Raw genomic sequence first — 25,238 nt, forward strand, 5'->3', positions numbered from 1 at the left:
TGTGATCATTTCATCGGATCCGGTCCGACGGCGCGCGCGTAAGTCGCGTAACTCGGGGGAGTGTCGCCGCAGGCTGGATCCGGGGACACAGAGGGGCCCCGGTCGGCGGAGGTGAACGACCGGGGCTCCGTCCCGTTCCTCCTGTCCGGCCGCAGAGCCGTGACGGCCCCGCGCACCGCACCGCTCAGATCACCGGCGGACGTCCCAGCCGGGTGAGCCGCCACACCGTGCGCCAGCGCATCGGCCGCCGTTCGCCGGCCGGCTCGCGCACCCCCTCCAGGAACCCGCCGAACCACGCCCTCAGCCCGGCCGCCGAGCGGGTACGGGCCAGCGTGAGCAGCGTCCACACCCCCAGGTGCAGCGGGACAAGCGGCAGGGGCAGCCGGCGCCGCACGAGCCAGACGCGGTTGCGGGCGTTGACCCGGTAGTAGACGGCGTGCCGGGCCGGTGAGGTCTTGGGATGCCGGAGCAGCAGCTCGGGGACGTAGCGGATGGCCCAGCCGGCGTCGGCGGCCCGCCAGGCCAGGTCGGTCTCCTCGTGCGCGAAGAAGAACTCGGCGGGCCAGTCCCCGGTCTCGGCCAGCATCGCCATGCACAGGGCGTGCCCGCCGCCGAGGAACCCGGTGACGTACCCCCCGCGCATCGGATCCGGCTTCCCCAGCCGGGGCACGTGCCGCTGCTGCGTCTCGCCGTGCTCGTCGGCGATGCGGAAGCCGACGATGCCGAGGCGGGGCTCGGCGGCGTACAGGTCCCGTACCCGCCGCAGGACGTCGGCGTCGACGAGCAGCCCGTCGTCGTCCAGTTCCACCACGACGTCGACGTCCCCGAACTCCCGCAGCCGGGACAGGGCGACGTTACGGCCACCCGGGCAGCCGAGGTTCTCCGCCACGTCGACGGTGGTGACCTCGCCGGGCAGGGACAGCCGGCGCGCGAACTCGGGCAGCCGGCAGCCGTTGCCGACGATCACGATGCGGGCCGGGGCGAGGTCCTGCTTGGCCACGGACTCCAGCAGGGCGTCGACCTCGGCGGGCCGGTTGCCCATGGTCACCACGGCGACGGCGATCCTCGGCTCCACCACGTCCCTCACCCCGTCCGGCCGGCGGCGGCACCACGCCTCGACCGCGCGGTGCCTGCCGTTCACCAAGATGTTGCCTCAGCCCGCCGAGTTCATCGGACTCCGGTTCACTTTGCCGCACCTTTGCTCCGCTTTTGTGCATGGCCGAGGGCCCTCAGGCTCGGGAACCGCCGGGAGCGGCGTGCCACACAGGTCGGCCACGGCCGGTGTGCCGGCCGTGGCGCCCGGCCGGCGGCACCCTTCAGCTCCCGTCGGCGGCGCGGGCCGTCCACCGTTCCTCGACCCTGCCGAGACGCCAGTAGGCGATGGCGACGGCCCAGACGACCACGAACAGACCGACGATGACGTAGCCGACGTTGTCCAGGTCCAGGGCCGCGATCCAGTCCGTGACGCCGTCGTGCAGACCGAGTTTGTCGTGCAGGACGCCGACCAGTTCGATCGTGCCGACGAAGAAGGCCACGGCGATGGACAGGCCGGTGATGGTGAGGTTGTAGAACACCTTCCGCACCGGGTTGGAGAAGGCCCACTGGTAGGCGAAGTTCATGAACGTGCCGTCGAGGGTGTCGAACAGGCTCATGCCGGCCGCGAACAGCAGCGGCAGGCACAGCACGGCGTACCACGGGAGTCCGGCGGCGGCACCGTTGCCGGCCAGGGCGAGCAGCAGGACCTCCGTCGTGGTGTCGAAGCCGATGCCGAAGAGGAAGCCCAGCGGGAACATCTGCCCCGGGCGCCGGATGGACCTGGTGAGCCGGCCCAGCAGACGGTTCATGAAGCCGCGCGAGTCGAGGTGGGCCTCCAGCTCCGCCTCGTCGTAGCGGCCGGCGCGCATCGCCCTGAAGACGCGCACGATGCCGAAGAGCGCGGCGAGGTTGAGGGCGGCGATGAGGTACAGGAAGCCGCCGGAGACGGTGGTGCCGACGGTGCCGAGGACCTGGTGGGTGCGGGATCCGTCGTTCATCAGGGTGCCGGCCAGCTTGGCGCCGCCGGCGACCAGCGCGGCCATGACGACCACCACGCTGGAGTGCCCCAGCGCGAACCAGAAGCCCACCGACACCGGCCGCTTGCCGTCGGCCATCAGCTTGCGGGTGGTGTTGTCGATCGCCGCGATGTGGTCCGCGTCGAAGGCGTGCCGCATGCCGAGCGTGTACGCCGTGACACCCAGGCCGACGCCGAACGCCTTGGTGCCGACCTCGTAGTGCTGCGGTATCACCAGCAGGAACAGGATGCCGAACGCGGCCACGTGCAGGGCGACGATCACGGCGAGGAGCCCGGCGGTGCGGACGGTGTCCTCACGGCGCCAGCGGAAGGACACCGCGGCGCCGGCTCCCGGCCCGCCGTCGGGGACACCTCCCGACACACCTCCGGACACACCTTCGGGCACGCCTTCGGACACGGTCATACGGTCACGCTCCAGCACCTCGTGGATCAGCTTCGTGATGCCGTGGCCGGTCTCCTGGCTGACGGGTCGACGCGCCCGCCCCTGCCTTCCCGGCTGTGTGGCCAGTGGCGTCCGTAGGGGGCGGGAACTTCCCGATCACAGTGGCGAGGGCCGCTCCGGCCTGGGCCCCTGAGGGGCCGTCACCGGTCTTCCCGAACACCACGGCCTGATCACCCTAGGAGGCGACGGTGACAGCTGCAAGGCTGCACAGCTGAGCAGATATGACGACTCGACAGATGGGACGGCAGACCGGGACGACAGAGCGGGACGACAGAGCGGGACCGCAGACGGATGGCGGGGAGGGCAGAGCGGGGACGGCAGGCGGACGGCCGGGACGGCAGACGGATGGCGGGGAGGGCAGAGCGGGGACGGCGGACGGACGGCCGGGACGGCAGACGGATGACTGGGACGGCAGACGGGCGGTCGTGGCCACCGAGCACACGGTGACGGCCACCGAGCACACGGTGACGGCCGGCGGACGGACAGGACGACTGAGCACACGGTGACGGCGGAGGACGGACACGGCGACCGAGCACACGGTGGCGGACAGCGGAGGGACAGGACGACTGAGCACACGGCGGCGGAGGAGGACGGCAGTCGGCGGATGTGGGCCGCCGTGCAGCCACGGAGGCGGGATCCTGCGAAGATGCGGCCATGCATCTGGTCCCCGCGGAACGTGCCGGGCAGCGCACCATCGACGGACATCGGGTCTGTGACGCCATCGCCGCCGTCGGCGAGCCGGAGCGGGTACGGGCCTGGGCGCACCGCTTCTCGCTGCTCTCCGACCCCGGACGCCTGTCACTCCTGCTCGCGCTGCACGCGGCCGGCCCCATCGCGGTCACCGACCTCGCCCTCGCCACGGGCATGCGGGACACGGCCGTCTCCCAGGCGCTGCGCCTGCTGCGCACCGCGGGCATCGTGGAGGGCCAGAAACACGGCCGCGTCGTGCGCTACCGGCTCGTCGACGGACCGGTCCGCGCCCTGCTGAGCCACTGCGGCCCACCCGGCTGACGGCAAGGCCGCGGCCAGCCGGCGGCCCGCGACGTCTACAATGCCGGCCGCCGCGCTGGAGGCTGAAGCCCTCTACCTGCACGGACTGTCCTCCGGCGACTTCGTGCCCGCGCTGGAGCAGTTCCGCCGGCTCCCGCACCGCCGCCCTGGCCATGGTCTTCAAGCGCGTCGGGTCCGCCCAGCAGCGGTGGCGGGCCGTGAACGCCCCGCACCTCGTCGCTCGTCCGTGCCGGAGCCCACTTCGAGCGCGGCCAGCTCGTCGAACGCCCCGCCGCCCTGGCAGCATGACCGGCTTCAGCCAAGCACCCAGAGAGGCATCTGCCATGTCCGACCTCGACAGCCAGGTTCCCTACTGGGATGCCGCCGCGGCCACCAAGACCTTCACCCACCCACTCCATCTGCCCTGGCTCGACGGGATCAGCAGGCACGCCGCGATCCTCGACTACGGATGCGGCTACGGCCGCATCATGAAGGAGCTCGAACAGCGCGGCTTCGGCGACCTCACGGGCGTCGACGCCTCACCGGCCATGATCAGTCGGGCGCGCAGCCTGCACCCCACCATGCGTTTCGCCGCCCTCGATGCACCACCGGCCTCGCCCTGCCCAGACGCAGGCTTCGACGCAGTCCTGCTCTTCGCCGTGCTGACCTGCATTCCCGGCGATGAAGCCCAGCACCGGTTGATCGCCGAGCTGAACCGCATCCTCAAGCCCGGCGGAGTCCTCTACATCAGCGATCTTCTGCTGCAGGACGACGAACGCAACCGCAGCCGTTACGGCCGCCATGCCGATCACTACGGCAGCTATGGCGTGTTCGAAACCGGCGACGGTGCGGTCTGCCGCCACCACCCCCGCGAGTGGTTCTCCACCCTGCTCGCCGGCTTCCAGACCATCGACACCCGGACCATCACGGTGTCCACCATGAACGGCCACGAGTCAACGGGGATCCAGATCCTCGCCCGCAAGCCCACATCGGCGTGAACGCAGCTCGGATCCACAGGTACCACCCGCAGTTCTCCACCGACCGGTGGGACCGGCTGGTGGAGCTGTCCGGGCTCCCGCCGGTCCGACTCCACGACGGCCGCCACGAGGCCGCAAGCCTGGCCTTGGCCGCCGGCGTCGCCCCGAAGGCCCTGCAGGCGATGCTCGGGCACGCCTCCCTGCGGATGACGAGCGACACCTACCAGACCGTCCTGCCCGAGATGCACGCGGCGACGGCTCCGGCGTCCCTGGACCTCGTCACCGCCCACCGGAAGGCCGAGCAGGCGGCGCAGCTCGGGCACGCCCCGGCCGAGGCGACGGTAACTACCAGGTGCAGCCGGCCCGGCCCGAGAACTCCACGGCCGCCCCAAAGGGCGTTGAAGCGGCAGCGCCGCCGGGTCGCCTGACAGGCCACCAGTCCCACTGGGCTCCGTCTCGGACCCGTCTCGGACCCATCCGGCCCGTTTTTCCGCCTGAGGGAGCGGCGGGCTGGACCGCATACCGATCATGGAACCGAAGAAGGCCCAGGTCAGAGGTGCTGACCTGGGCCTTTCTCATGGAGCCGCTTTCGGGATTCGAACCCGAGACCTACGCATTACGAGTTGTCCGATCTTGGTCCGCGAGCGTCCACACGGGTATGGAATCCCAGGTCAGCTACCTTTCGGGACCGCGATGGATGGGAGGGGACAAGTGCGGAACCTTTGGCAATCGAGACCACAAGTGAGACCGCTAGCGAGCTGCCGTCACAGAGCCGATCCCCTCCCTCGTGATCGGGTTCGGGCTCGCTCATGAGGAACGCAACCGCTCGCGCAGCCTTACGCCTGTCCACCTCCGCACGAGTCTGCCCAACCGCTCTGTCAGGTTTGGGGATCGCGTCCGCGGGGATGCACGCAACTGCCGCCAGCAGCGACACCGTGCCGATCACGATCGGCGGCCGGAGCGTTCCCTCTGCGCCCAAGTGGCCACTGAGCACTCTCCGCTCAGCCGTAGCGGTTATCGATAACTTCTAGGTCTAGCCATCTGTCGAACAATTCGGCACGGCCGTTGAATCGAGAGAGAACGGCTTGTGCAAGCTGATTCATGTGCCGGATCGAGGGTGCATCGATCATCAGAAAGTCTTCCCTCCCGACACTCATGTGAAATCCGCAACCGGCTGCCTCGACCAGGGGTTGAATCCACCGACACCTCTGCTCATCAATGGCGACACAGACTACAGGTATTTCGGACCACCCCCCCGAGTGCCCCCGACAACTCGCCACCGGGACAGCCCCAATGGTGGAAAGGCTGTAGGAAACGCCCGCCACCCCGAGTTCTAGTCCTTGGAGTGGATATTCGTCATCCTCGGCCAGCTCAAGAAGCTCTGGCGCCCCATCCCTGATTCGGGAGAGAAGGTGGTCGGGCACCCCAGTGCCGAATTCTCCATTTTCGATGACAGTGGCGGCCAGCTCGTACTCATCGACGGTCGTTGCCACTCGATCGACCAGCGAAATATACTCAATCTCCTTCTGCACGACACGCCGCGTGAACTCCGGCGGCTCATTGAGGATCATCCACACGCCTCGGAAACCGCCAATCCCTTCATCGTCGGGGATGTCATCCTCTGTAGGCAGCCAGAAGGTTGCTTGCTGAGGTATCTCAGCTTCGGGTTCATAATTGAAGGCAGGAATCATTTTCCCCCCAGTATTTGTGGTTTAGAGATGGTCGGATGCTTGCGCCGACCTGGTGCGAGCTACGGACGCTGGCCGTAAAAGACAATGGACTGGCCGCATTGTCGCACCAGGCATCGTCCCGCTAAGGTAGGGCTTGAATCACCTTAGAAATGCGCGCGAGGTCAGGTGCAGGAAATTGCATTGGCGAGATCCCGGCCCCCTCGAAGAGCTGGAGAAAGTCGTTCGGTTTGACTATCAGCAGCCCCAGTCGACGCGCGAAGGGCGCGGCCCTTAAAATCCCCTTGTCTTGAGTCAAAAACACGTGCATGTCGCGATCAACCGCTTCCTTGACGAGGATGCGGTCATGACCATTGGGTAGTGCAGCAAGTAGGCTCTGGTATTCAGGAATAGGAGTTTGCGCCGAGGGTTCGATTTCAAAGAGCGGTTCCTGGCCATGCTCACTTTCCCACCCCTCTCCCATTAGGCTCCCCTCCTCATTTTCATCACCCTCGCCCCATTCTACGTACATTAGAGCGCGAGCGAAGCGTTCAAGGGCATGCTCTCTGCGACTCCTCCGTTCAATACAGAGTGCGCGCTTCGCGTCGTTTAGGATTTCATCAAAGAGGTGTATCCTAATATCCCAGAAACAATAATGCGGGTCCATGATGCGACCTATTGCATGTACCTGCTTGGCATATTCCGGGTCGTCTATATCAAGATCATGGCCATTCCACAAAGCGTTGCCGAAGTTCAAATAGTCAATGAGTACGTTGGTATCCCATGCCATCTGCAACGGGCCGACCCCTCGCCTGTAGAGGAAGAGATGGGGAGCTGAGGCGTAGTCAAAGTGGCCGTATTCCATGCTTCATGGTGGCAGCTTGGGTGCCCGAAGGGGTGGGTTCCGCCTAACCTGACAGACCTTCATCCCAGTGCTGACCGGTACCTGGACGGAGGCACTTTCCTTGCGTCCGCGCACGCGCTGATCGACTCATGTTCCGCCCATGGGCTCCCATCGGCAGGCAGTCCGACGCGACGCGGCACCCGCTGACACAGTTGCTGTACTTCGCTGCTGTGCGGCACGACGCAAGAGGCCCCCGGATCTCTCCGGGGGCCTCTCACCTGTGTGCACTCGGCGGGGTTCGAACCCGCAACCTTCTGATTCGAAGGCGCGTTTGCTCCATGCACTCGGGGTGCCGACCCGCCACTCGGTGCCGTGATCCCTCAGTCGGGGAACAGCGTCGAGAGGAGGAAGGCCTACCGCGCTGGGAACCCGACGGCTCAAGACCGCAGAGCTTTCACCTAGTTCGGCAGGTCAGATGCCATACCAGTCTCATCTGAGGACTCGCTGACCCTCGTATGGCCCACACGCTGCCAGAACGCGGTACGGCAGGCGGACTCGGGTGGTGTGTCACCCTGGCAATGTGGCGTTGAAGGACGAGGGGGAGAGAGTGGCCGAGCCAAGCCCGCGCGGTACCTATCTGGTGATCGCTGACGCTCTGCGCACCACCCTGAACGAAGATGGCGCCCCGGAGCGGCTGCCATCCGAGAACGAATTGATCGCGCAGTACGACGTATCGCGCGGCACCATCCGCCGTGCGCTGCGCGCGCTCAAAGAGGAAGGGCTGATCGAAGCCCAACATGGCGCCGGCTGGCGGCGAGCCGTACCGGGTTCCGACCGGCGGACCCTTGCGGAACGCATCGAGGACATGATGCGCGCGGAGACCACCGTGGGTGAGCCGTTCCTGTCGGAAGCGAAACTCTGCGAGCGCTTCAACGTCTCTCGCGTCGCGGTACGGGACGCCCTGGCTCAGCTTCAGGGGCGCGGTCTCCTGGAGTCGCAGCCGGGCAAGCCACGCATCGTTCGCGCTCTCCCGCCGCCCCGCTCCGATTCGTAAGGTAGGCACATGTCTCTCACGAGCTGGGCATACGACCTGTCCGAGTCTGTCCTCGCCGACTCACTCCCCCGCCGGTGGGCTCACGTGCAGGGCGTCGCGCGGCGCGCCCGCGAGCTGCGCACGATCCTGACAAAGGGCGACGCGGAGGTGATGGAGGCGGCTGCGATCCTCCATGACATCGGGTACGCGCCGGCCCTTGCGAAGACAGGGTTCCACCCGCTGGACGGCGCGCGGTTCCTCAGGCAAGAGGAGCACGCGCCCGACCACGTCGTGAACCTCGTAGCTCACCATTCGTGCGCCCTTCTCGAAGCCGAGGAACGGGGGCTACGGCAGGAGCTGGAAGACGAGTTCCCATTGGAGCGTCCGGAGCTGGTGGACGCCCTGGTGTACTGCGATATGACGACCACGCCGGACGGTACGCCCACCGACTCGCACGCCCGTGTGCAAGAGATCGTGAACCGCTATGGGCCGGACACGATCGTCGGGCGCTTCATCCAGCGGGCCGCGCCCGAGATCCACGCAGCCGCCGGCCGGGTCCTGAGCCGCCTTGCACACGCCGAGAGCGGAACAAGCTGCTGATGATGCCGAGAACGGCCCGGCGACGCGGTCGCCGGGCCGTCTCCGCCTTTCCGAGCCGATTTGGACCTAGGGCCTGTCTTCCGGATCTTGCCGGAGTCGCGAGGTCTGGCTCCGTTGGCAGGGCCGGCCTGATCCGGACGACAGGCCCTAGTCCTCATCCTGTATTCCGCGCACCTCGCCCCGCCGCAGGAGCGCCCTCCCAGCCGCCATCGTCGCGTGGATCGATGGGGCGGTGATGGGGATTGACGCTTCTCCGCGCCTTCGGACGATACTGATGAATGCCCCCTCAACCGACCCGTCGACGATGGCCCCGTGGACAAGGAACGGCTTCAACTCTTCTGGCTGCGGGGGCAGACTCAGTATGACAAGCATGCCTTTCCCATGCGGCACCATTTCGATGGTCAAGTAATCAGGAGGTGGATATAGATGCTGCTCGATCGCTATCTCATATTTCCTCTGCATGCGGGCGTCCAAGGGAACCGGCTGTACGGCTTTGATGATTTCCCCGCTGGGAACCTTCTTAGCCTTCATCCCGACTACGATAACTCCACCATGCTCGGCATTCGCGAATCTAGCAACAGCCTGAGCGAGGGAAATTTTTCCTGAGCGTTCCGACAGGTCGTAATGGTCGACCTTTACATCCAGCCATGGCCCTTCTGGCTGGCCGATCAATAGATCACCCTTTTCTGCCCTGAGCAGGCTGACAGCGGTCTCCCTAGTGAGGACACCTCCCTGCAGGGCATCGATGAAAGCCAGTACGTCTTTTCCGATGGCGTACATATAGGCCAAGCTTTTGCCGCGCATCGGCGTGCGGACGTGGATCTCGGTGAAGTATGGGGGCGTCGCACCGGCGTTCGGGTGACCCCCCACATGGAGAAGCTCGCACCCTAGCCGCTCCAGCATGAGAGCTAGGGAGTCTTTGTAGGCTTCGGCTTCACCGTCGTCATATCCCTCGTCAAGGTAATCATCCAGCCAAGCCGTCAAAGACAGGCGAAGCTGTCCCTTTTCCAGGGAAAACGCGATCCCGTTCGGTGGCGCCTCGTCATCCAAATACTCCTCAGGCACATCCGTCACCGCGAGGTCGATTTCGCCTTCGCTAGGGTCTCCCCACATGTAATTGCAGTAGGACCGCAGGGCTGCCTGCAAGTCCGTTGCTGTTACGTAATCCAGGTCATTTTCATGGGCAATAAATCCATCTGCTGTTTCCCTCATCGGCCAGTCTCTTTTGCTCGTGATGAGTGACTGGCCTTCGCGCCCCATCCTTACGGTTCGCATCACACCCCCTAGTTAGCGGACAATGGTAACGGAGGTTCTCGGTTGCGATGAAATCCGGATGGGGCACCCCCATTCGGACAGACGCCTTCCTCGGCGTTGCATCTGCACGCGCCGGACCCCGCTCAGGTCGGCTGGGCAAATCCGTCGTTCCGAGTTTGCCTAATCCGGAAGGAAGTCCCTAACCGATGTATGGCTCATCTCGGGAGGCGTCCAAGCCGTGCTCGATTCGAAGCCGGATCGACGGGTGCACATTGAGGATCGCGATGTCGGCTGGCGGAACCCATCGGACTTCCTTGGATTCAGAGCTTGTCCTGAGTTCCCCGCCAACGGGTCGCGCTCGAAAGCAAATGGAGAACTGTTGGCGGACCTCTCCGTCGTCGTACGCCATCACGTGCTGAGGGTTCGTATACAGCCCTACGATGCTCTGCACTGCGACCTTAATTCCGGTCTCTTCTTCCACTTCACGGACCACTGTGTCGGCGATGCTTTCACCGACATCATGACCACCCCCAGGAATGGCCCACAAGTCGTTGTCGGTACGGTGAATCATTAGCAACTCACCTGAAGTATTCACAACGACCGCCGTGACGGACGGAACCACCGAGTTCGCCTGAGGGGCGTTCGGATCGTTGTAGTAGTCGGTTCGGCTCATGCGATCGTTCCTCTGAGGTCAGTGGGTGATGTGATGCGACGAGCCGTTTCCCAGATGCGCTCGAAGCTCTCCGCGTAGGAGTCGAAAAGCTCACCCCCAGGAATCCGCTGGAGATGAAGAACGGGTGCCATGTAGGCACCGACTCCGTATAGGTGACCGTTGGCCAGCATCTCATCATCGGCTCGATACAGCGAGTTGTAGAGAACCGTCGAATGCAGCCTGAATTCCACACCCGGAAGCCCGAAGAATCCTGCATAGTTGAGCAGAGCATTGCGAATCTTGAGCCCCATTGCAGAGCCGATCCCTTCGTCCGCACCACGCTGCGCGACGGCTTCGCAGTCCGGATCGCCGAGCAGGAACCGTACAGGGACGCCTGCGGCGGATTTCTCCTTGACGATGCGATGAAACGCCGCATCCTCCGTGAGCCAGAATCCCGAGTACACGAGAACGTCGAAGTGGTGCGTAGCCTTGGCGTATAGCTTGGGCCAAGCCGTATTCGGTACCACCGAGCGGTGCGGGTAGAGCTTCACCAGCTCAGCATTTCCGGTCTGTGCTACCTCCTCTGACGTGGCCTCATCTGGCCAGAGGTACGACATGTCCTGTTGCAGCAACGACGCAATGGCGTACTGAAAGCGGCGGTACGGCTTGCGGCGCGGCATGTTGATCCAGCGCTCAACGGTCTTCGGGTCGACACCGATACGTGTTGCCACCTGCTCGATCGTCAGGTTGGCCTCAGTGATCGCCCCACGCAGTCGCTCATTGGCCATGTACTCAACCTCATTGGGCGAGGGACGAGTTGGGACGACTTCACGCTACCCAAGGACGACTCCAGTCGTACAGGAGTCGTCCGGGACGTGCGTCTGATGTCTCGCCTGGTCACGCCACGCTGAGACACAGCACGACAAAGCGACTCGCGACTGAACTTCCCGATGGGGTTGACGCCGCGTCTTCTCCACCCCACCATGGAGAACAAGTAATACAGGTACTGCATCGCAGCCACCCGCTTGACCTGCAAGAACGCGCCGTCAGGTCCCATTCCTCGCGAACGGGAGCTCTTTCAGGGGCTACCGCGCCTGCCGGGAGCGCTCGTTGCTTGAGAACTGCATAGGTGGGCCCCGCCTCCCCGAGTCGAAAAGGCGGACCGCGCGGCGACTGGCTGCGCCTCAATCTCGCGGCGTAGGCCGCGCCGGTTGCCTCCGCTGCTCGTCTCGTACGAGCAGCGCTGAGGGGAGCCGGAACAGGCCGGACCCGAAACCGAGGGAGGACCTCGTGCCGAAGTACTGCTTCACCGCCGAAGAGCTGGCCGACACCCTGACGCCTGGGGAGACCACGAGCGTGAGCGGCACGCTGAGCGCCTCGTCGCCGCAGGCCGCCAAGAAGGCGGTCGAGAGCAGCTTGCGCAGCAGGGGATACGAGCCGACCGGCACCATCACGGTCACCCCGAAGTAGGCATACCTTCCTGCCCCACCTACACCCCATAAACGGCGCGCACCCCCGGAGCGGCTACTCCGGGGGTGCTGTTCGGGCCGTTCCTATGCGAGAGGAACACGACCCAATGGAACACATCGTCACTGTTCAGGACGCTGTTACCGCGTTCGCCAACTTCATGGAGCCGACGGACGCGGAGCTGGACGCGATCGAGCGGGAGATGCCCGTCATCCTGGCGGACGTTGACCTGCTGGACGCGCACATCGCCACCCTCGACCGCACACCCACGGAGCTGGACTCCCGCCGCATCCGCCGGGCCCGCCGTAGGGCGCTCGCCGCCCGCGTCGCCCTGATCAACAGCACGGCTGGTACGAGCCTGCCGGGCGGTGCAGCATGAACCGCAGGGAGCTGACGAAGCCCCAAGGGGTTGTGCTCGGGGCCGCGTTCGCCATCATGGCGGCCGTCGGCGGGATCGGCGGGTACGGCACGTTCTCCAACATCGGCCACGCCTACGGCACCGGCACCGCGCTCGGTGCGGTCGCCGCCGGCGAGGGCGCGACCGCCGTCCTCGGCCTGGTCCTGCTGGGCCTGACCATGCTGGGACAGTCCTCGCCCCAGATCGTCCGACTCGGTCTCTGGGCGCTGCCCGCCGCCGCGTCCGTCATGGCCGCGATGGCCGGCCCGGATGCCGGACGCACGGTGATCTACGCGGTGACGCCGATGGGCATGTGCGTGTCGGCGGAGGGCATGGCGTTCCTGGCCCGGCGGATCGTGGTGCACACCGACGGCCACGACGCCGAAGCCGAAGCCCGCGCCGCCTCGGTGGTGCGGCAGTTGGCCTATCACCGGGCCGTCGCCGCCAACCACCCCAGCGAGTGGGTCAAGAAGTGGTCGGAGCGCAAGTCGTGGCGGTTGGCCCGCAGGGTCGGCACCGGCGACCATGCCTTGGGGTCGAGGCTGCTCGATGTGCAGCGCGAGCGTGTCACGGCCGGTGCGGACGCCGCGCTGGCGGGCATGTTCACCGCCCCCACCGACGCACCGGCGCTGCCGTCGGCCGACCCGACTGGTCCGGAAGTCTCTGTCAGCAAGAATGCGGAGGAATCTACCAAGACCGAGAGGATTCGGTCTACGGCTGACCTGCCGGAATCGAGCCCGGTCACGATCACCCTGACCCGGCTCCCGGTGCCCGATCCGGTCCCGGCCGATGCGGGAAAGTCGAGCCTCCCGCTCAAGCCGATCCCTGCCCTCCCGGCCCCGGCCGAGTCGACCCCGGCACGGTCGACCATGCGCCGCTCAGTGGCGGCGGAATCGAGCCCGCCCCGCCGGGCCACAGGTCGGGTTCCGCAGGCCGCTAAGTCGACCCGCGTCCGCCGCACCCCGGAGCAGCTCCTCACCGAGGCGCGTGAGGTGACCGCCGGTTGGCCGGACGCGAAGGTGACGGCCGAGGGTATCCGCCGGGCCGTGCGCACCTCGCCGGCCAACGCCCGCCTGCTGCGCGACACGATCCTCACCGAGCGCACCACCTCGGGCGCAGAGGTGGAGGCATGAGCGCGCTCACCGCCGCGTTACCGGTGCTCGTGCTCGGGGCCGCCTGGTGCGTCCACACGGTGTGGATGGTGCGCCGGTTACGGACCGCGCGCCGTGACCCGCTGACCGGGCTCTGGACGCGGGAAGCCTTCACCCGCCGCGCCCGCCGCCTGCTGCGCAACCGGCGCGCCGTGGTCGTGCTGGCCGATGTGGACCACTTCAAGCGGGTCAACGACACCCACGGCCACGCCGCCGGTGACGCCCTGCTCGCCGCCACCGCGACCCGCCTCGCCCACGCGATCGGTCACGGCGGCACGGTCGGCCGATTGGGTGGGGATGAGTTCGCGGCCGTGTTCATCGACCGCGATGGCACCGCCCCGAATCGGCTGGACACCCTTGCCCGCGTCCTCGCCCGGCCGGTCGACGGGGCCCCCAAGGTGCACACCACGGTGTCACTCGGGTGGGTCCGCGCCGCCGACCACCACGGCGAGGAACTGCCCGGCCTGCTGCGCCGCGCGGACGAAGCGATGTACGCGGCCAAGCGGTCGTCGTCGTCCGTCCGCCGGGCGCGGATCGGTCGGCTGCTCGCATCGGTCGCCGGGCGCCGGCCCGGCCGCCGTGGTGCGGCATGAGCGCGCTGCCGGTCTACCCGTGGCGGCTCGCCCCGGACGGTTACGCCACCCGCCGCCAGCTCCGTGCCGCCGGGCTTCGGCCCGGCGGTCAGGACGTGGCCGCCCAGCTCGAACGCCCCCGCTACCGGCGGGCTCCGCTGGTCGCCTACCTCTACCGCGTCGACCTGGCCAAGCCCGTACGGCCGATGACGCCGGGCCGGTGGGCGGCTCTGGCCAAGGCCAACCGCGCGCGCCGCATCTGCCCGCAGTGCCGCACGGACGCGGGCTACGTCATCCCCGCCTCGCTCGGATCGTGCGTGACCTGCGCCTACCCCGAAGAACAGCGCGCCGCCTGAACAAGGCACGCACTTTGCGTGGCCTGCCGCCCGGGAACCGGGCGGCTGCTCAAGTTACGGGCCCGACCGCCTACCTCTCACAGCGCCGGCCGGGCCCGCCACCCTCCATCCCTGAAGGGGAGTGTTCAGTGAATCACCCCGACGAGAATCACGAGTTCTTCGAGCACCTCGAAGCCGAGATGACCGCCGACCGCACCGGCGAGGTGGTCGACCTCGACAAGGCCCGCAACGCCCGTGCCGGGTCGCCCGACCGCACCGGTACCGAGTCGGACGACTCGACGGTCGGTGAGTCGGCCATCCGCACCCTCGACGCGTCGGCCGACGCGGACGACGACGAGTCGGACGACTCGGCACGCCCGCGTCCGGCCGACCCGTCGACCCTGCCGGGGACCGGGATCACGACGTACAAGCGCAGGCCGATCCTGCCGTCCTGGCTGAAGTCCAAGCCCGGTTTCGTCTCCACCGCGCAGCGCGCTACCGGCAACGCCTTCTATGCCACCGCCTACCACGGCATCCGCACCCCCTGGTACGTGCTGCGCCTGTCCATGGACGCCCCCAAGGGTGCGGCCCGGCTGATCTCGCAGACCAACCGGTGGGTGTGGGACGCCGAAGCGGCCCCGCTGCGGGCGTACGAGGTGGAGCACGAGAACACCGGCGAGTACCTGAAGCTGTCCCGCCAGCGTGACCGCCGGGTGCGGCTGCGGATGCTGGTCATGGCGGTTGCCGGGCTCATCGGGGTGCCGCTGGCGGGGGCTTGCTTCGTGCTCGCGCCGGGCTGGCTGACGCTGTTCGCGTCCGCTGCGGTGCTGGTCGCCGGGTTCAAGGGCGGCAAGGCCGATGAGCCCGTGATCGGCCGGGCCGTTTTGAAGACCGAGTTGGAGAAGCTGACCACCTCGATCGTGCTCCGGGCCCTGGACAACATCGGCAACCCGAAGCTGACCGCCGCCATCAAGAAGGGCGGCGACATGAACGGGATGCGGTTCACCTCCGAGATCACCCGCGACGGGCCCGGCTACCGCGCCGACCTCGACTTGCCCTGGGGAGTCACCCCGGAGGACATCATGGAGGCCCGCAAGTCGCTCGCCTCCGGCCTGCGGCGCAAGGTCGGCTGCGTGTGGCCGTCGGCCGACCCGACCGAGCACGAGGGACGGCTTGTGCTGTGGGTCGGGGACAAGCCGATGAACGAGACGACCAAGCCCGCCTGGCCGCTGCTGAAGTCGGGTGTGGTCGACCTGTTCAAGCCGGTCGTGTTCGGCAACGACCAGCGCATGGGCGACGTGTCCGTGACGCTCATGTTCGCGTCGGTCATCGTCGGCTCCATCCCGCGCATGGGCAAGACGTTCCTGATGCGGCTGTTCCTGCTCATCGCCGCCCTCGACCCCCGCGCGGAAGTGCACGCGTTCGACTTCAAGGGCACCGGTGACTTCGGCGCCCTCGAACCCGTCTGCCACCGCTACCGCGCGGGCGACGAGGACGAGGACATCGAATACGTCCTCAACGCCCTGCGAGAGCTGCGGGCGGAGCTGCGCCGGCGGGCCAAGGTCATCAAGTCGCTGCCGCGCTCGCGGTGCCCGGAGTCGAAGGTGACCCCGGAGCTGGCCAACGACAAGAGCCTGCGGCTGCACCCGATCGTGGCCGGGTTCGATGAGTGCCAGGTCCCCTTCGAGCACGAGAAGTTCGGCGCGGAGATCGAGGAGATCTGCACCGACCTGGGCAAGCGCGGTCCGGCGCTGGGCATGACGATGCTGTTCGGCACGCAGCGACCCGACGCCAAGTCACTGCCCACCGGCATCAGCGCGAACGCGGTGCTGCGGTTCTGCCTGAAGGTCATGGCGCAGCCGGCCAACGACATGGTGCTGGGCACCTCGATGTACAAGGCCGGATACCGGGCCACGATGTTCTCCCGCACCGACCGCGGCATCTGCTGGATGGCCGGTGAAGGAGACGACCCGCGCATCGTCGCCTCCGCGTTCGTGGACGCGGTCGGCGCCGAACAGGTCGTGGCCCGTGCCCGGCAGATGCGCGAGGAGTACGGCAACGTCACCGGCCACGCCATCGGCCAGCTCCCCGAGACCGAAGAGGCATCCTTCGACCTGCTGGCCGACGTGCTGAAGGTCGTGGCGGTCGACGAAGAGAAGGTGTGGAACGAGAAGGTCGCCACCCGTCTCGCCGCCCTGCGCCCCGAGGTCTACGCCGGGTGGAAGGCCGAGACCGTCGCGAAGAACCTGCGCCCGCACGGCATCACGGTGCAGGACGTATGGGCCACCAGCGACAAGGGGAAGGGCACCACCCGGCGCGGCATCGCCCGCGCCGACATCGTCGCCGCCATCACCGAGCGTGACGGGAAGGCTGGCAAGGGCTGACGCGGACCGCTGCTAGGTCTAGCACCCCACCGGTGCTAGACCTAGCAGCCCCGCTAGCACCCCATTCCCTGTCTGATCAGGTAACTCGTATCTAGCACCTCACCTGCGGGAATCCCCGAAAACCGCCCTGGAGGGCACCCCATGACCCCCTTCCTCCTTGCTAGCGCCTGCCTGCTCATAGTTACGCTCTGCTACATCAGCGTGTGTGCGGGGAGCCCGTACGGCGACTGCCGGCGCTGCCACGGCATGGGCCACGCCATCAAGCACGACCGCAAGGGCCGCGCCAAACGCGGCAAGGACTGCCGCCGCTGCCACGGCCACGGCAAGCGCCTGCGCGTCGGCCGCCGCCTGTACAACCTCTGGCTGCGCATCTACCGCGAGGGCCAGACCGACACCCCCGCCCCCGCCGCCCGTCCGTTCGCGAAGAAGGGCTGACCCATGGCCGTCACCATCTCGCTCGTCCTGCTCTTCGGGATCTTCCTGGCGCTGATCCTGCGGTCCAACAAGAGCTACGGCACCGCGCTCGTGGCCGCCCTGTTCGGCTTCTACGTCGCCAGCACCGGCGCCGCCGGAACCATCAACAACCTCATGACCGCAATCGTCCACGCACTGCCCAACTGACCCTGAGAGGAACGGCCGTGAACGAACACCTCGCCCACGAACCCGTCACCGGTGCCGTGGCCGTCCATCACCCTCACCCTCTCGACCTCTACGCCCCGAGCCCGGCGCTGCCGGTCGACCCGTACGGCGAGCGTCAGCCGGTGGTGTGGGTGCCCGACGCGTACGGGCGCATGGTCCCCATGCCCAAACGCCTCGCTCCCGCCCCGGTCCAGCCGACGCAGCCGCGTGACCTCACCCCGGTGCCGCTCCTGGACCCCATCGCCCAGCGCTTCATGGGCGCCGGCCTCGGCGGCGGCGCCCTCGCCGCCGGCGTCGGCTACGGAGTTGGCGAGATCGTGAGCGCCGCAGCCGGAATCAGCGGCGGCGCCCTCATATGGGTCGCGGTCATCATTCTCGCCCTGCGCGCCCCCGCCCGCGTCATCAGCGGCGGCAAGGGCGGCACCGTCAACATCCGCCGGGCCGTGATCAAGCGCAACCACTTCCACAGCTAGCTACGCCAAGGGCGACCCCCCATTCCGCCAAGAACCGGGGTCGCCCTTGCCCAACCTGCCGTCAACGACCTGTTGGAGGTCTCCCAGCATGACCCAACCCACCCCCGTCCGGCGAGCGCCGAACGTCTTACGGCCCTTCCGTGTTCTGGATGCCTGCTGCTGCATCGGTGGCGGCACCGAGGGCTACCGGCGCGCATTCGGCCCCGACTGCCACATCACCGGCGTGGACATCGAGCCCCAACCCGACTACCGGGGCGACGACTTCCACCAGGGCGACGCCATCGCCTTCATCCTCGCCCACGGCCACGAATTCGACTTCATCCACATCTCGCCGCCCTGCCAGGGCGAGGGCGCCCCGACCAAGGGCACCAACAAGGCCCGCAACGCCGCCATCGGCCGCACCTACCCCCACCTCATCGGCCCCGCCCGCGCCGCCCTTCAAACCACCGGCCGCCCGTACGTGATCGAGAACGTGCCCGGCTCCGAGGTCCGCAAGGACATCCGGCTGTGCGGCGAACAGTTCGGCCTCGGCGTGCTCATGCACCGCTACTTCGAACTCGGGGGCTGGACGGCTTCGCAACCGGTCCACCCCCGGCACCGGGGTCGGGTGCGCGGCTGGCGTCACGGCGAATACCACGAGGGCCCCTACGTCGCCGCCTACGGCAAGGGCGGCGGCAAGGCCACCGTGGAGGAGATCCGCACCGCGAAGGGCATCGACTGGGCAACCGATCACCTGCGCCTGCGCGAGGCGCTGCCGCCCGCCTACACGGAGTGGATCGGCGCCGCCTACCTCGCCACCCTCGTCCCCCGGCTGGAGGTGGCGGCATGAGCGAGCACCTGCGCACCGCGCTCTACCTCGCGGCCCACGGCGTGCCGCCATTGCCGTTACGGGCGGGGAAGGTGCCGTTCGGGAACTGCCCGACTTGCGCCAAGAACGCGTGTGGCGGCCGACCGAACATGAAGACCCCCGGCCCCTGCACCTGCGCGAATCCGTGCCACGGATGGGCAGCCGCCACCACCGACCCCGACATCATCAACTCGACTCCCTGGGTACGGGCGTGGCGCGAGGCGGCGGGCGTGGCCTACCACCCCGGCGGTGCCGGCCTCACCGTCGTGGACCTCGACAATCCGGCCGCCATCGCGTGGGCCCGCGCGAACCTGCCAGCCACCCGGACCGTGCCCACGACCCGTGGCGAGCACTGGCTCTACCGAGGAGCGATGCAGGGTGCCAACGGCGTACGGCCCGGCGTGGACATCAAGTCGACCATGGCCTACGCCCGATGGCTCGGACCCGGCACCGGCACAATGGCGGCGCTCCCAGACGTGGTGCGCGCCCTGGTCGTGAAGGAGCCCCGCCCCGTCCGGCCGGTGTCCGTCACCGCCCCCGTGGGAGCCAGCGGCGGCCAGTGCCCGCACCGCACGCCGACCTACCTGGATCGTGGCATCGCCATGGCGGAGCAGCGCATCACGGACGCCCGCAGCGCGGTGCACGCCACGGTCTATCGCACGTTCCTCGCGGTGCTGTCCACGCACGGCCGGTGCGGCTGCCTCACCGAGACGCACACCGCGCGCCTGTTCACCGCAGCGCAGGCCAAGGGCGAATCGCCCCGGCACTGCACCGAGGCGTGGACCAACGCCCTGACCACGTTGGGACTGACCCATGGCTGAGGACGACAAGACCCCCGCCCGCCAGATCATCGCGGACTACGCGCAAGAACACTTCCGCTACTTCCGCACTGCCGACGGGACCGTATACGCGCAACGCAACGGCCACCCCGTCGCCCGCCCGATCCGCTCCCAGGGCACCACCGGCAGCCACCGCCAGGAACTCATGGTCGGCCTGTACCGGGACGGACGCGGCTCCTTCAACGGGTCCGCGATCAAAGAGGCGTTGGACCTGATCGAAGCACTCGCGCTGACCGAGGACGTGCAGCCCGTCCACATCCGCGTAGCTCCGGGGTTCGACGGGGCGACGTGGTTGGACCTGGGCCGCGATGACGGGCAGTCCGTCCGCATCCATCCGTCGGGATGGGACATCCTCACGCCGGACCCGCGCGAGGTCTGCTGGCGGCGCACCCAGCTCACCGGGGAACTCCCGCTGCCGGCCAAGGACACTGACGGCAAGGGCATCGACCTGCTGATGCGCCTGTGCAACTTCGCCAACGCCGAGACCGAATGCCTGGCCATCGCGTGGCTGATCGGCTGCCTCGGGCCCTCGGTGCCGGTCCCAGCGCCGTTCCTCACGGGTCCGCAGGGCGCGGGCAAGTCGACCGGCGGCCGGATGCTCACCCGGATCATCGAAGGCATGAGCGGGGACCTGCGCCGGGCGCCAAAGGATGAGGAGAACCTCATCGCGGCCGTGGCGGCGGGATGGATCACCGCGCTAGACAACCTGTCCCACATGACGCCGGACCTGTCCGATGCCATGTGCTGCATCGTCACCGGAGCCGAGAGCGTCAAGCGCGCTCTGTTCACCGACGGGGACGTGTTCCGCGTCGGCTACCGCCGGCCCCTGCTCCTGACCGGCATCGACGTGGGGGTCATCCGCCCCGACCTTGCCGAACGGCTCCTGCCCCTGCGGTTGGAGCGTCCCAAGGTCCGGCGCACCGAAGCCGAACTGTGGGCCGACTACGCGGAAGCCCTGCCCGTCGTACTCGGCTCGCTCCTGGACCTCACGGTCAAGGTCCGCGCCGTGGACGCGGAGACACCGACCGATCTGCGGATGGCGGACTTCGCCCACCTGTGCGCACAGTTCGACGCGGCAACCGGGCTCGGGGCTCTGCCTGCGTACCGGGCGAGTCTGGACGATCTGAACGACGACGTGATCGAGGGTGATCTCCTCGCGCAGACCGTCCTTCTGCATGCCGAGAGCATCGAGCCCGGCGCGGCGCAGCAGATGACCTCCACGGAGTGGCTGGCATGCCTGAGCCGCCTCTACAGCGGCGACGACTGCCGGGCGCTGCCCAAGGGGTGGCCGACCACCGGCAAGGTGCTCTCGGACCGTCTCAAGCGCCTTCAGCCCACCTTGGCGGCTCGGGGGGTGCTCATCGACTCCGGGCGCACCAAGGCAGGCCGCTACCTCGAAATGACCCGCACGGCCGCCCTGACCCTGCCTCCGCACGAGCAGACGCAGGCGTTCTGATCCGCGATCCGCAGGCTCAAGCGAACGGCAAGAGGAGCACGTGCTCCTCTTGCCGTTCGGCGGAACGCCGCCCGAAGGACGCGCCGCGCAGCGGCTCCTTCTTCGCTCTGTAAGGCGCACCCAAGTACTACAGGCAGCCCCTTCTTTGTCCTAAGTAGGAAGACGCTGCGTCACCTGCGTCACCACGGCCGGAAAACGGCCCCTGACCTGCGGCAACAGCGGTGACGCAGACGGACTTCTCTGCGTCACCCGTGCGTCACCTGCGTCACCCGATGACGCAGACGATGACGCACGGGTGACGCAGGCCCGTCCCACCTCGTCACCGAAAACCGCAGGTCAGGACCCTAAATGACGCAGGTGACGCGGTGACGCAGAAATCCGAGCTTCGGACACACACCGGCCTAGGACCCGCACACCACTCCCCCTGGCAATGCCGAACTGCCCTGGAGGCACCCCGGATGAGCACCGCACTCACCGCCCCCATTGATCGGCTCCTCTACAAGCCCGAAGAAGCAGCCGAAGCCCTCGCGATCGGCCGCTCCACGGTCTACGAGCTGATGGCCGAAGGTTCTCTGAAGTACATCAAGTTGGGCCGCACGCGCCGGATTCGGCGGGCCGACCTTGAGACGTACGTGGCGAACCTCGCTCCCCTGCCCAACTGACCCCGAACACGTCACCGAGGCGCCCCGAGCATCAAGCTCGGGGCGCCTCCCGCATGGAGGAGCACATGAGCCCCCGGAAGCAGAACATGGAGTCGTCCATCTACTTCGGCTCGGACGGCTGGTGGCACGGCCGCGTGACCATGGGCGTCCAACCCGACGGAAAGCCGGACCGGCGACACCGCCGAGCACGCACCGAGGCCGAGATCAAGCGCAAGGTCCGAGAGTTGGAGGCGCTGCGCGACAAGGGACGCGCGCCGAAGGCCGGCCGCAAGCCCACGGTTGAGAAGTGGATGACCACCTATCTCACCGACATCGCGTCGCTGAAGCTCCGGCCGCGCTCCCTGGACGACTACTGGTCCAAGACTCGGAACCACATCATTCCCGGCATCGGGCAGCACCGGCTGGACAAGCTGGAACCGGAGCACCTGGAGCACATGTACCGCGTGCTGCTCGACAACGGGTATGCGCCCTCGCACGTGCTGAAGGTGCACCGGATCTTGTCCCGCGCGCTGAAAATCGCTCACCGCCGCCGGCTCGTGGTGGAGAACGTCGCCACGCTCGTGGACCCGCCCACCGTGGACGAGACGGAAGCCAATCCGTTCACGAGTGCGGAGGCGAAGGCGTTCCTGGAAGCCGCAGCCAAGCGACCCACCTTCATGCGGTGGTGCATCGGCGTCGGAATGGGGCTCAGGCAGGGTGAAACCCTCGGACTGCGCTGGCCATACGTCGATCTCGACAACGAGCTGTTCCACCCTCAGTGGCAGCTTCAGCGGCTCACCTGGCGCCACGGCTGCGTTGACCCGCACACGTGTGGCGAACGCTTCCACCGATTCGACCGGTGCACGTTGGATTGCGCAGCTCACAAGGGATACAAGCGGGGCTGCCCGAAGCCGTGCCCGAAGAACTGCACCGCGCACGCCCGCTCCTGCCCCGACCGCAAGGGTGGGGGACTGGTCTTCACCCGGCCCAAGACCAAGAAGAGCCGGAATGCTGTCCCCATCCCGCCCCCGTTCATCCCTTACCTCCGGGAGCACAGGGCACAGCAGCGGGAAATGCGGACCGCTGCCGGCGAGCTGTGGCAGGAGCACGGCGTCGTCTTCTCCCGGCCGGACGGTCGTCCGCTCGACCCGAGGCAGGACTGGGCAGAGTTCAAGGAGCTGCTTGAGGAAGCCGGGATCGATAACCGGCGCCTGTACGACGGGAGCCGCCACACCGCCGGCACGATCCTGAACGAGCTGGGGGTGGACATGCCGACGATCATGGAGATCCTGCGGCACACCCAGATCAGTCAGACCCGGCGGTACGTGAAGGGGCGCCCCCACCTGTCCAAGGACGCGATGCGTCGCATGGGAGACCACTTCATGCCGCGCCCTGAACCCACCACTGAGACCAGAACTGAGCCCACGGACAGTCGCGCGGCCCGCGCTCAACGTCGTCGCCGCATCCGCTGAACGCAAAAGCCCAGCTCAGACAATGTCTGAGCTGGGCTTGGAAAGAGCCGCTTTCGGGATTCGAACCCGAGACCTACGCATTACGAGTGCGTTGCTCTGGCCATCTGAGCTAAAGCGGCGCGTCGCCGGCACCATGGTGCGATCAGCGACGTCGGTAAGTCTACACAGTTTCCGAGGGTGCTTCGTACCCGCCCCGGAGCCGACGGCCGCGGGGCGGGCGCAGGGGCTATGAGCAGCGCTTTCCTCCGGCCGGAGGGGTACCGCGGAGCAGGTAGGTGTTGATCGCCGAGTCGATGCAGGCGCTGCCGCGGCCGTAGGCGGTGTGGCCGTCGCCGGCATAGGTGAGCAGGCGGCCCGAGGAGAGCTGGTGGGCCAGGGACTGCGCCCAGCGGTAGGGGGTCGCCGGGTCGCGGGTGGTGCCGACCACCACGATCGGCGCCGCGCCCTCGGCCGTGATGCGGTGCGGTTCGCCCGTCGCCTTCACCGGCCAGTACGCGCAGTTCAGCGAGGCCCAGGCCAGGCCCTCGCCGAAGACCGGGGACGCCTTGCGGAACTGCGGCAGCGCCTTCCGCACCTGCTCCGGGTGGTTGAAGGCCGGAGGCAGGTCCACGCAGTTGACGGCGGTGTTGGCCGACATCAGGTTGCTGTAGCGGCCGCTCGCGTCACGCTCGTAGTAGCTGTCGGAGAGCGTGAGCAGGCCCGCGCCGTCGTTCTCCTTCATCGCCGAGTTCAGCGCCCCGCGCAACTGCGCCCAGCTGCCCTCGTCGTACATCGCCGCGATCACCCCCGTGGTGGCGAGCGCCTCGCCGACCTTGCGGCCGTCCGCGTCGCCCGCCGGGATGGGGTGGGCGTCCAGCTTGCGGAAGAACGACCTGAGGTGGTCGCCGACCTGCGCGGGCGTCGTGCCCCTGCCGCCGAGCGGGCAGTCGGCGTGCCGTACGCAGTCCTTCGCGAACGCCTGGAACGCCGCCTCGAAGCCGGCCGTCTGGTCCAGGTTCAGCCGGCGCGCGTCGAGCGTGGGGTCCATCGCGCCGTCCAGCACCATGCGGCCCACCCGCTCCGGGAACAGACCCGCGTACGTCGCCCCGAGGAACGTGCCGTAGGACGCCCCGACGTAGTTCAGTTTCCGGTCGCCCAGCGCCGCCCGCACGATGTCCATGTCCCGCGCCGCCTCGACGGTGGAGACATGCCTGAGCAGCCGCGCCGAGTGGGCCCCGCAGCTCTCCGTGAACTTCTTGTCCGCCGCTACCAGCGCGTCGCGCTCCTTGCCGTCGTCGGGCGTCAGGTCCGTCTGCGTGTACGCGTCCATCCGCCGCCCGTCGAGGCATTGGACGGGCTCGCTGCGCGCGACGCCCCGCGGGTCCACGGCGGCCATGTCGTAACGGGCACGGACATTCGCCGGGTAGCCGACACCGGCGTACTGCTGGAGGTAGTCGATCGCCGAGCCGCCCGGGCCGCCCGGGTTGACCAGCAGCGAACCCAGCGGCTTGCCCCGGCCGGTGGCCTTCTTGCGGGCGACGGCGAGCCGGACGTCACCCGCGCCGGGCTCGGCGTAGTCCAGCGGGGCCTTGACCGTCGTGCACTGGAAGCCGGAGACACCGCAGCTGCGCCAGTGCGGCCGCTGCGAGTAGTACGGCGCAAGCGCCGACGGCGTCGGACGCGGCAGCGTGGCCAGCGCCGCGTTCACCGTCCCCTTCGACGTGGTCGTACCCCCGGCCGAGCAGGCGGTCACGAGCAGCGCGGCGGCCGTGAGGAGCGGGGCGAGGAGGCGGGCCGTCGCCCGGGTGCGGGAGAGCCGGGCCCGGTGCGGGGACGGGCGGCGGGAGGTTGACCTGGTGTGCATCAGGCGAGCGTAACGCTGTGCGATCATCCGGGCGCGATGCGTGCGAATTGTTGCTCGTACGGGGGACACCACCGGGGGCTCGGGCGGAGTGGCGGAGACCGGGGGCTTGAGCGGAGTGGCGGAGATCCGGGGCTCGGCCGGAGCGGCGGAGACCTGGGGGCTTGAGCGGAGTGGCGGAGACCCGGGCTCGGG

General features: G+C 67.9%; 27 protein-coding genes, 1 tRNA gene, 1 pseudogene and 1 riboswitch. Of the genes and pseudogenes, 20 read left to right on the top strand and 9 right to left on the bottom strand.

Translation table 11 applies throughout. The features are described from left to right. Positions 1-184: 184 nt before the first annotated feature. Positions 185-1,078, bottom strand: coding sequence for a glycosyltransferase family 2 protein (locus ABVB68_RS14865; RefSeq protein WP_353601537.1), 894 nt, complete (start codon positions 1,076-1,078; stop codon positions 185-187). A gap of 238 nt (positions 1,079-1,316) precedes the next feature. Beyond that, positions 1,317-2,474 carry a Nickel transporter NicT gene (nicT, locus tag ABVB68_RS14870; RefSeq protein ID WP_353601461.1) on the bottom strand — a complete coding sequence of 386 codons (1,158 nt, stop codon included), beginning with the start codon at positions 2,472-2,474 and terminating at the stop codon, positions 1,317-1,319. 27 nt (positions 2,475-2,501) lie between these two features. Beyond that, positions 2,502-2,692: riboswitch (cobalamin riboswitch) on the bottom strand. A 475-nt stretch (positions 2,693-3,167) separates the two neighbouring features. On the opposite strand from nicT, the gene ABVB68_RS14875 reads away from it, so the two are divergent. From ABVB68_RS14875 to ABVB68_RS14890, 4 genes and pseudogenes are all read left to right on the top strand, one after another. Beyond that, positions 3,168-3,524: an ArsR/SmtB family transcription factor gene (locus tag ABVB68_RS14875; RefSeq protein ID WP_353601462.1), complete on the top strand. Its 357-nt coding sequence runs from the start codon at positions 3,168-3,170 to the stop codon at positions 3,522-3,524. A 128-nt stretch (positions 3,525-3,652) separates the two neighbouring features. After that, a pseudogene (locus ABVB68_RS14880) lies at positions 3,653-3,812 on the top strand (IS256 family transposase); the annotation flags it as partial. A gap of 35 nt (positions 3,813-3,847) precedes the next feature. Continuing rightward, complete coding sequence (locus ABVB68_RS14885) at positions 3,848-4,501, top strand: class I SAM-dependent methyltransferase (RefSeq protein WP_353601463.1); 654 nt, start codon at positions 3,848-3,850, stop codon at positions 4,499-4,501. Next, complete coding sequence (locus ABVB68_RS14890; RefSeq protein ID WP_353601464.1) at positions 4,498-4,908, top strand: tyrosine-type recombinase/integrase; 411 nt, start codon at positions 4,498-4,500, stop codon at positions 4,906-4,908. The genes ABVB68_RS14885 and ABVB68_RS14890 overlap by 4 nt, the downstream gene beginning before the upstream one ends. A gap of 573 nt (positions 4,909-5,481) precedes the next feature. Here the strand turns inward: ABVB68_RS14890 and ABVB68_RS14895 are convergent. Both ABVB68_RS14895 and ABVB68_RS14900 read right to left on the bottom strand, forming a co-directional pair. Next, positions 5,482-6,171, bottom strand: coding sequence for a hypothetical protein (locus ABVB68_RS14895; protein ID WP_353601465.1), 690 nt, complete (start codon positions 6,169-6,171; stop codon positions 5,482-5,484). A gap of 121 nt (positions 6,172-6,292) precedes the next feature. Continuing rightward, a complete protein-coding gene (locus tag ABVB68_RS14900) occupies positions 6,293-7,012 on the bottom strand; it encodes a hypothetical protein (protein ID WP_353601466.1) in 720 nt (239 codons plus the stop codon). 559 nt (positions 7,013-7,571) lie between these two features. Here ABVB68_RS14900 and ABVB68_RS14905 point away from each other — a divergent pair. Further along, entirely contained in the window at positions 7,572-8,045 is a 474-nt protein-coding gene (locus ABVB68_RS14905) for a GntR family transcriptional regulator (RefSeq protein ID WP_353601468.1), read from the top strand. 9 nt (positions 8,046-8,054) lie between these two features. Then, positions 8,055-8,624, top strand: a complete 570-nt coding sequence (locus ABVB68_RS14910; protein ID WP_353601470.1) for an HD domain-containing protein — start codon at positions 8,055-8,057, stop codon at positions 8,622-8,624. A 147-nt stretch (positions 8,625-8,771) separates the two neighbouring features. Here the strand turns inward: ABVB68_RS14910 and ABVB68_RS14915 are convergent, their stop codons facing one another. From ABVB68_RS14915 to ABVB68_RS14925, 3 genes are all read right to left on the bottom strand, one after another. Then, positions 8,772-9,836: a hypothetical protein gene (locus ABVB68_RS14915; protein WP_353601471.1), complete on the bottom strand. Its 1,065-nt coding sequence runs from the start codon at positions 9,834-9,836 to the stop codon at positions 8,772-8,774. A 241-nt stretch (positions 9,837-10,077) separates the two neighbouring features. Further along, the gene (locus tag ABVB68_RS14920) at positions 10,078-10,551 is read right to left on the bottom strand and encodes an NUDIX hydrolase (RefSeq protein ID WP_353601472.1); all 474 of its coding nucleotides are present in this window, start codon (positions 10,549-10,551) and stop codon (positions 10,078-10,080) included. Beyond that, a complete protein-coding gene (locus ABVB68_RS14925) occupies positions 10,548-11,318 on the bottom strand; it encodes a helix-turn-helix domain-containing protein (RefSeq protein ID WP_353601473.1) in 771 nt (256 codons plus the stop codon). The genes ABVB68_RS14920 and ABVB68_RS14925 overlap by 4 nt, the downstream gene beginning before the upstream one ends. Positions 11,319-11,820: 502 nt before the next feature. On the opposite strand from ABVB68_RS14925, the gene ABVB68_RS14930 reads away from it, so the two are divergent. The 14 genes from ABVB68_RS14930 (at position 11,821) to ABVB68_RS14995 (ending at position 23,203) form a co-directional block, all read left to right on the top strand. Beyond that, the gene (locus ABVB68_RS14930; RefSeq protein ID WP_353601474.1) at positions 11,821-12,000 is read left to right on the top strand and encodes a hypothetical protein; all 180 of its coding nucleotides are present in this window, start codon (positions 11,821-11,823) and stop codon (positions 11,998-12,000) included. Between the two features lie 106 nt (positions 12,001-12,106). Continuing rightward, complete coding sequence (locus tag ABVB68_RS14935; protein ID WP_353601475.1) at positions 12,107-12,376, top strand: DUF6284 family protein; 270 nt, start codon at positions 12,107-12,109, stop codon at positions 12,374-12,376. Then, positions 12,373-13,527: a conjugal transfer protein gene (locus ABVB68_RS14940; protein ID WP_353601477.1), complete on the top strand. Its 1,155-nt coding sequence runs from the start codon at positions 12,373-12,375 to the stop codon at positions 13,525-13,527. The genes ABVB68_RS14935 and ABVB68_RS14940 overlap by 4 nt, the downstream gene beginning before the upstream one ends. Beyond that, positions 13,524-14,138 (top strand): GGDEF domain-containing protein, encoded by a 615-nt coding sequence (locus ABVB68_RS14945; protein ID WP_353601478.1) that lies wholly within the window; start codon positions 13,524-13,526, stop codon positions 14,136-14,138. Before ABVB68_RS14940 ends, ABVB68_RS14945 begins: the two co-directional genes overlap by 4 nt. Continuing rightward, entirely contained in the window at positions 14,135-14,473 is a 339-nt protein-coding gene (locus tag ABVB68_RS14950) for an RRQRL motif-containing zinc-binding protein (protein ID WP_353601479.1), read from the top strand. Before ABVB68_RS14945 ends, ABVB68_RS14950 begins: the two co-directional genes overlap by 4 nt. 128 nt (positions 14,474-14,601) lie before the next feature. Beyond that, positions 14,602-16,836, top strand: coding sequence for a cell division protein FtsK (locus ABVB68_RS14955; protein ID WP_353601480.1), 2,235 nt, complete (start codon positions 14,602-14,604; stop codon positions 16,834-16,836). A 201-nt stretch (positions 16,837-17,037) separates the two neighbouring features. Beyond that, positions 17,038-17,271, top strand: coding sequence for a hypothetical protein (locus ABVB68_RS14960; RefSeq protein WP_353601481.1), 234 nt, complete (start codon positions 17,038-17,040; stop codon positions 17,269-17,271). A gap of 3 nt (positions 17,272-17,274) precedes the next feature. Further along, positions 17,275-17,457: a hypothetical protein gene (locus ABVB68_RS14965; protein ID WP_353601482.1), complete on the top strand. Its 183-nt coding sequence runs from the start codon at positions 17,275-17,277 to the stop codon at positions 17,455-17,457. A 17-nt stretch (positions 17,458-17,474) separates the two neighbouring features. After that, on the top strand, positions 17,475-17,948 hold the full coding sequence (locus tag ABVB68_RS14970; protein WP_353601483.1) for a hypothetical protein: 474 nt from the start codon (positions 17,475-17,477) through the stop codon (positions 17,946-17,948). Between the two features lie 88 nt (positions 17,949-18,036). Further along, complete coding sequence (locus tag ABVB68_RS14975; protein ID WP_353601484.1) at positions 18,037-18,777, top strand: class I SAM-dependent methyltransferase; 741 nt, start codon at positions 18,037-18,039, stop codon at positions 18,775-18,777. Next, on the top strand, positions 18,774-19,616 hold the full coding sequence (locus tag ABVB68_RS14980) for a bifunctional DNA primase/polymerase (RefSeq protein ID WP_353601485.1): 843 nt from the start codon (positions 18,774-18,776) through the stop codon (positions 19,614-19,616). The genes ABVB68_RS14975 and ABVB68_RS14980 overlap by 4 nt, the downstream gene beginning before the upstream one ends. Further along, entirely contained in the window at positions 19,609-21,090 is a 1,482-nt protein-coding gene (locus ABVB68_RS14985; RefSeq protein ID WP_353601486.1) for an AICE element replication initiation protein, read from the top strand. Before ABVB68_RS14980 ends, ABVB68_RS14985 begins: the two co-directional genes overlap by 8 nt. Positions 21,091-21,548: 458 nt before the next feature. After that, complete coding sequence (locus ABVB68_RS14990) at positions 21,549-21,752, top strand: helix-turn-helix domain-containing protein (RefSeq protein WP_353601487.1); 204 nt, start codon at positions 21,549-21,551, stop codon at positions 21,750-21,752. Positions 21,753-21,817: 65 nt separating this feature from the next. After that, positions 21,818-23,203: a tyrosine-type recombinase/integrase gene (locus ABVB68_RS14995; RefSeq protein WP_353601488.1), complete on the top strand. Its 1,386-nt coding sequence runs from the start codon at positions 21,818-21,820 to the stop codon at positions 23,201-23,203. A gap of 45 nt (positions 23,204-23,248) precedes the next feature. On the opposite strand, the gene ABVB68_RS15000 is transcribed toward ABVB68_RS14995, so the two are convergent. After that, positions 23,249-23,322, bottom strand: a tRNA-Thr gene (locus ABVB68_RS15000). 107 nt (positions 23,323-23,429) lie between these two features. Then, the gene (locus tag ABVB68_RS15005; RefSeq protein ID WP_353601489.1) at positions 23,430-25,046 is read right to left on the bottom strand and encodes an alpha/beta hydrolase; all 1,617 of its coding nucleotides are present in this window, start codon (positions 25,044-25,046) and stop codon (positions 23,430-23,432) included. Positions 25,047-25,238 lie beyond the last annotated feature (192 nt).

It is taken from the genome of Streptomyces sp. NPDC096012 (assembly GCF_040426375.1).
Taxonomy (GTDB): Bacteria; Actinomycetota; Actinomycetes; order Streptomycetales; family Streptomycetaceae; genus Streptomyces.